The organism is Anoxybacillus sp. (assembly GCF_036834105.1).
Lineage (GTDB): Bacteria > Bacillota > Bacilli > Bacillales > Anoxybacillaceae > Anoxybacillus.
The window spans coordinates 1-5,477 of the sequence record NZ_DAITON010000143.1; the positions used below are offsets into that span (position 1 = coordinate 1).

Annotated in this window: 6 protein-coding genes; all 6 read right to left on the reverse strand. The window is 40.6% G+C overall.

Annotated elements, in window-relative coordinates:
- Positions 1–259: 259 nt before the first annotated feature.
- The 6 genes from lysS to pabC all read right to left on the reverse strand — a co-directional run bounded on the left by lysS (position 260) and on the right by pabC (position 5,401).
- Positions 260–1,744 (reverse strand): lysine--tRNA ligase, encoded by a 1,485-nt coding sequence (gene lysS / locus V7Z64_RS11480; RefSeq protein WP_297990882.1) that lies wholly within the window; start codon positions 1,742–1,744, stop codon positions 260–262.
- A 69-nt stretch (positions 1,745–1,813) separates the two neighbouring features.
- Positions 1,814–2,815 carry a tRNA dihydrouridine synthase DusB gene (dusB, locus tag V7Z64_RS11485; protein ID WP_003398245.1) on the reverse strand — a complete coding sequence of 334 codons (1,002 nt, stop codon included), beginning with the start codon at positions 2,813–2,815 and terminating at the stop codon, positions 1,814–1,816.
- Positions 2,808–3,344, reverse strand: a complete 537-nt coding sequence (gene folK / locus V7Z64_RS11490; RefSeq protein WP_003398244.1) for a 2-amino-4-hydroxy-6-hydroxymethyldihydropteridine diphosphokinase — start codon at positions 3,342–3,344, stop codon at positions 2,808–2,810. Before folK ends, dusB begins: the two co-directional genes overlap by 8 nt.
- A 2-nt stretch (positions 3,345–3,346) precedes the next feature.
- Positions 3,347–3,709 (reverse strand): dihydroneopterin aldolase, encoded by a 363-nt coding sequence (folB, locus tag V7Z64_RS11495; RefSeq protein ID WP_297990883.1) that lies wholly within the window; start codon positions 3,707–3,709, stop codon positions 3,347–3,349.
- Positions 3,699–4,475, reverse strand: a complete 777-nt coding sequence (gene folP, locus V7Z64_RS11500) for a dihydropteroate synthase (protein WP_297990888.1) — start codon at positions 4,473–4,475, stop codon at positions 3,699–3,701. The genes folB and folP overlap by 11 nt, the downstream gene beginning before the upstream one ends.
- Positions 4,476–4,531: 56 nt before the next feature.
- A complete protein-coding gene (gene pabC / locus V7Z64_RS11505) occupies positions 4,532–5,401 on the reverse strand; it encodes an aminodeoxychorismate lyase (RefSeq protein ID WP_297990884.1) in 870 nt (289 codons plus the stop codon).
- Positions 5,402–5,477: the final 76 nt, after the last annotated feature.

A 5,477-nucleotide genomic window follows, 5' to 3' on the forward strand; every position in this document is an offset into this window, starting at 1 on the left:
GTTTATCTCTCTAGCTTCGTACGCTTTTCGCTTCGTTCAGTTTTCAAGGAACATCTTTGTCGTTTTTAAGCGACTTTTTTAATATAACATTTAGTGTTTTCTTTGTCAACACTTTTTTCTTTTGCTTTTTTACATGTTATTTTTAACACGGACGTTTAGTAATATATCATATTTGTTCATATTTAAGCAAGATGTTTTTTACTTTCTTTTGAAAAAATGAGTGAGGAAAAAACACCTCACTCATTAAATTTCCAAACGATTATTTATGACGCATTTGAGGGAACAACAATACATCACGAATAGATGGTGAGTTCGTTAACAACATAACAAGACGATCGATACCGATCCCTAATCCACCCGTTGGTGGCATGCCGTATTCTAACGCTTCGATGAAATCTTCATCCATTTCATGCGCTTCGTCATTTCCTTGTTCCTTTTCTTTCAATTGCGCCTCAAATCTTTCACGCTGATCGATCGGATCGTTTAATTCTGTAAATGCATTAGCGTGCTCACGCGCAACGATAAACAATTCAAATCGATCCGTAAAGCGTGGGTCTTCAGGATTTTTCTTCGCCAGCGGTGAAATTTCAACTGGATGACCGTAAATAAATGTCGGCTGAATGAGATGTTGCTCTACTTTTTGTTCGAAAAACTCGTTAACAATATGACCAAATGTCATATGCGGAGCTACTTCTACTCCATGCTCTTTCGCTAGTTGCCGAGCTTCCTCATCGCTCATATGCTTCCAAAAATCAACACCAACATATTCTTTGATCGCATCGACCATATGAAGTCGTTTCCATGAAGGTGTTAAATCTACCTCATATTCTCCGTATTGCACTTTTGTAGTTCCGAGAACTTCCTGAGCAATATGAGCAATCATATCCTCTGTTAGCTTCATAATGTCTGTGTAATCAGCATACGCCTCGTAAAGTTCAAGCATCGTAAATTCCGGGTTGTGGCGCGTCGAAATTCCTTCATTACGGAACACGCGACCAATTTCATATACTTTTTCTAGTCCACCAACAATTAAACGTTTTAAATGCAACTCAATTGCAATACGCATATAAAGTGTCATATCTAAAGCGTTATGATGCGTAATAAATGGACGTGCCGCAGCTCCCCCAGCAATCGAGTGCATCATTGGCGTCTCTACTTCTAAATACCCTTTTTGATCTAGATAACGGCGCATCGATTGAATGATTAAACTACGTGTAATAAATGTTTTTTTACTCTCTGGATTCATAATTAAATCAAGATAACGTTGACGATAGCGTTGTTCAATATCTTTCAAACCATGATACTTTTCAGGAAGCGGGCGCAACGATTTTGTCAACATCTCATATGAATGGACTTTAATAGACAATTCGCCTACTTTTGTTTTAAAAACTACACCACGAACTCCAACGATATCTCCTAAATCTGATGTATCAAAAATTTCATACTGTTCTTCGCCAACATCGTCTTTACGAACATAAATTTGGATTTGTCCTGTCAAATCTTGAATGTGTGCAAAACCCGCTTTCCCTTTGCCGCGCTTCGTCATAATTCGACCGGCAATAGAAACATGAACCTGCTTCTCTTCGAGCTCTTCTTTCGATAAATGGCTATATAACGCAAACAACTCTTCCGCTTTATGTGTACGCTCGAATCGTTTCCCGAATGGATCAATTCCTTTTTCACGTAACTTATGTAACTTTTCACGACGAACTAACAGCTGATCATTTAATTCTTCATGTGACATAACAAAGTTCACTCCAATGACCTTTTATTTTTTAAGACATACTGCCAGCATGAGCTGACAGTATGCTTTTTACACTTCCATCACAACATCGCTTTCTTTTGCCTCAACTTCTTCTACAAAATTCATAAGCAACGCCACAAGCTCATCGCGCGTTTGACATTCGTTAATGGCGTTGCGCACTTTAGCGTTTCCACGAATACCTTTCAAATACCACGCAGCATGTTTGCGCATTTCTTTCACAGCGATATACTCATTTTTCAGAGCAATTAAGCGATCTAAATGTAAAATGCAAACTTCAATTTTTTCGCGAACAGATGGCTCCGGAATGAGCTCGCCTGTTTCTAAATAGCGAACCGTGCGATAAATCATCCACGGATTACCGAGAGCAGCCCGGCCAATCATCACGCCATCGACACCGGTTTGTTCTAACATTCGCTTCGCATCTTGAGGGGTTTGTACATCGCCGTTACCAATGACAGGGATGTTAACCGCTTCCTTCACTTGTTTAATGACATTCCAGTCTGCTTTTCCTTCATACATTTGTACACGCGTTCGACCGTGAACAGCAACAGCTTTTCCACCTGCTCGTTCTACCGCTTGGGCATTCTCAACAGCATAAATATGATTTTCATCCCAACCAATCCGCATTTTTACTGTCACAGGTTTTTCAACTGCATCGACAACAGCTGCGACCATATCATAAATTTTATTTGGATCTAATAGCCATTTCGCTCCTGCATCACATTTTGTAATTTTCGGAACAGGGCAACCCATATTAATATCGATAATATCCGCATTCGTATGCTGATCTACATATTTAGCTGCTTGTACGAGCGTTTCTTTCTCCCCTCCGAAAATTTGCAAACTTAACGGCTTCTCGCGCTCATCAATGTAGAGCATCCCCATCGTTTTCGGATTGTTAAATAAAATCGCTTTGTCGCTAACCATCTCCGCACAAACAAGTCCTGCCCCAAATTCTTTTACAGTTAGACGAAAAGCCGAATTACATACTCCGGCCATCGGAGCGAGCACAACAGGATTGTTGATTTGCACATTTCCGATTTTAAACATTAAACTCCCTCCTTTCGTAAAGTTGTTCCTCGACCGCTTCACGACTCTTCCATATGCGAACCCCTTGATGTGACAACTGGTCGATGTAAGAACGTAAAGGACGTTGAACAGACGGAATGATCAGTGATTCATCTATTTCAAATAACGGGATTAACACAAACGCCCGTTCAAACATGCGCGGATGTGGAATAATAAGTTGTTCTGTTTCAATATTTTCGTGATTATATAACAAAATGTCAAGGTCTAACGTCCGCGGTCCCCAACGAACTTCCCGCTTACGGCCAAACATTTTCTCGATGTTCATTGTCGCTGTTAATAAAGCTAGCGGGGATAGTGATGTACTGACTTTCACAACCATATTTAAAAAGCACGCCTGATCAACGTATCCAATAGGATCTGTTTCATAAACGGAAGATGTCGCTAAAACAGAAATACATTCATGGTCATGTAACGCTCTCACTGCTTGAAGCAAATATGCAAAGCGATCCCCTATGTTCGATCCTAACGCAATATAAGAAATATGTTCCATTTCTAACGTCCTCTCGTAATTTCAACCGCCACATAAGCATAATGACCTTTAATTGGTGGATTAGGCTTTGTCACCTTCACTGTACACGATGACGCTGCTTCATACGCGGATAAAATTTGCTCAGCAATCTGCTCTGCTACCGCTTCAATAAGTTTAAAAGTCTTGCCTTCAACGATGCTTTGACATATGTCGTATATATGCGCGTAATTAATCGTTTCGCTCAAATCATCAGTAATGCCTGCTCTTTGTAAGTTCGTTTCGATTGTGACGTCAACATAAAAACGTTGGCCGAGTTTATTCTCCTCCGGAAACACCCCGTGATAACCATAAAATTCCATTTGACTAATGTAAATTTTATCCCGCATTTTCTTCACCTTTTCCAAGCATTGCATCCATCATTTTAGCCATTCGAGCAATCGGTAAAACATCGTGCACACGAACAATATGCACCCCTTTTGCAATGCCTAGGCAAACAGTTGCTCCTGTTCCTTCTAGTCGATCATGAACTGGCAGATCAAGCACATGACCGATAAATGATTTTCGCGATGTTCCTAACAAAATAGGATAACGAAGCACAGCAAGCTCGTCCAATCGGCGCATCACTTGTAAATTATGTTCAACTGTTTTCGCAAATCCGATACCCGGGTCAATAATGATTTGCTCATCTTTTACACCAGCCTGCTTCACTATATGAACGCTCTCTCTTAAATCATGAATCATATCTGAAATGAGATCTTTATAATTGCGATCGTGACGATTATGCATTAATACGATAGGCACACCGTAAGTAGCGGCTACTTCAGCCATACTCGAATCTGCTTTCGCCCCCCAAACATCGTTAATCATCGTCGCTCCTGCCTCAATGGCTTGCTTCGCTACTTCCGCTTTATACGTATCGATCGAAATGGGCACATCAACCGCATGGGCAACCGCTTTTACGACCGGAATGACACGACGCAACTCTTCTTCAAGCGATACTTTCTCAGCCCCCGGACGAGTCGATTCCCCACCAATATCAATGATATGTGCCCCTTCAGCTACAAGTTGCTTAGCCCGTTCAACCGCCTGCTCTACATGACAAAACTTTCCGCCATCAGAAAAAGAGTCAGGTGTGGCATTTAAAATCCCCATAATAATCGTTTGTTTTTTTAAATCGAGCTTATGTTTTCCGCAATCAATAACGTTAATCAATTAACGTTCCCATCCTTTCTGTCATACCTCGTCCATAATTGTTTTGTAAACGATGCGTACGCATGCTTCAGCCGGCTTGTAATTTCCCCGCATTTCCCGGGATATACATCGCCATCCAATCGACAAACCGGCACAATTTCTTGGATGGAATTCGTTAAAAATATTTCATCTGCTTCTTTAAGATGTTGTAATACATAAAATCCTTCTTGTACATGAATGCCCCACGAACACAACAAATCTATCACAAACATTCGTGTAACACCATTTAAAATACCCGTTTGCACGGAAGGAGTATATACGACACCATCTTTTGCCCAAAAAATGTTTGAAACGATTCCCTCTGCTACAAATCCGTCTTGTGTAAGGAAAATACCTTCCACGTGTGCATCTTTACCGATTTCCCGCTTACCTAAAATATTGTTCAAATAATGATGTGACTTTAAACGGATATACCCTTCTGGTGTATTTCGTCTCATTCGTAACGTTTGGCAAACTTTTTCATCAGGGAACGCCGGGACAGGTTTCATATACATAATAACCGTTGGCGCTGTATATTTCTCCACTTGTAACCCCACATCACCAACGCCAGCCGAAACATTCAAACGCACATATGCATCGCGATAACCGTTTGCCTCTAACAAGCGAGAGAGGATATGCATCACTTCGTCCCGCGTTATAGAAAATGAGATGTTTAACATATTTAACCCGTCGTGAAGACGCGTTAAATGGTCGTCAAGTAAAAAAGGATGTCCATCATATACGCGAAATGTTTCAAATAAACCGAGTCCATACATAAACCCATGATCAAATGGGGAAATGCAAGCATCTTTCTTCGTCACGATTTGCCCGTTAACATAAATAAACATGTGCCATCACTTTCACCTATATAATGTAATAAAATTTTTAAGCATTTCTAAGCCAAACTCGGTCATAATCGATTCA